1 protein-coding gene is annotated in these 344 nt (G+C 64.8%); it reads left to right on the top strand.

The features are described from left to right. A partial coding sequence (locus AC0L3U_RS38780) for an electron transfer flavoprotein subunit beta/FixA family protein (protein WP_473365020.1) occupies window positions 1-344 on the top strand: 344 nt, incomplete at both ends.

The following is a 344-nucleotide window of genomic DNA, read 5'->3' as shown; positions in this document are numbered from 1 at the left end:
CTGGCCGCGCTGCTCGGCTGGTCGCAGGCGACCTTCGCCTCGAAGCTCGAGGTCGAAGGCAGCGACTTCAAGGTCACGCGCGAAGTCGACGGCGGCTTGCAGACCGTGAAGCTGAAGGGACCGGCGATCGTGACCACCGATCTCCGTCTCAACGAGCCGCGCTATGCCTCGCTGCCGAACATCATGAAGGCCAAAAAGAAGCCGATCGCAGACAAGACCGCCGCCGATTACGGCGTCGACCTCACCGCGCGGCTCGAGGTTCTCAAGACGACCGAGCCGGCGGGCCGCAAGGCGGGCGTCAAGGTCAAGGACGTCGCCGAGCTGGTGTCGAAACTCAAGAACGA

It is taken from the genome of Bradyrhizobium sp. Kon69, assembly GCF_055807515.1.
This window is presented reverse-complemented; position numbering and strand designations above follow the sequence as displayed.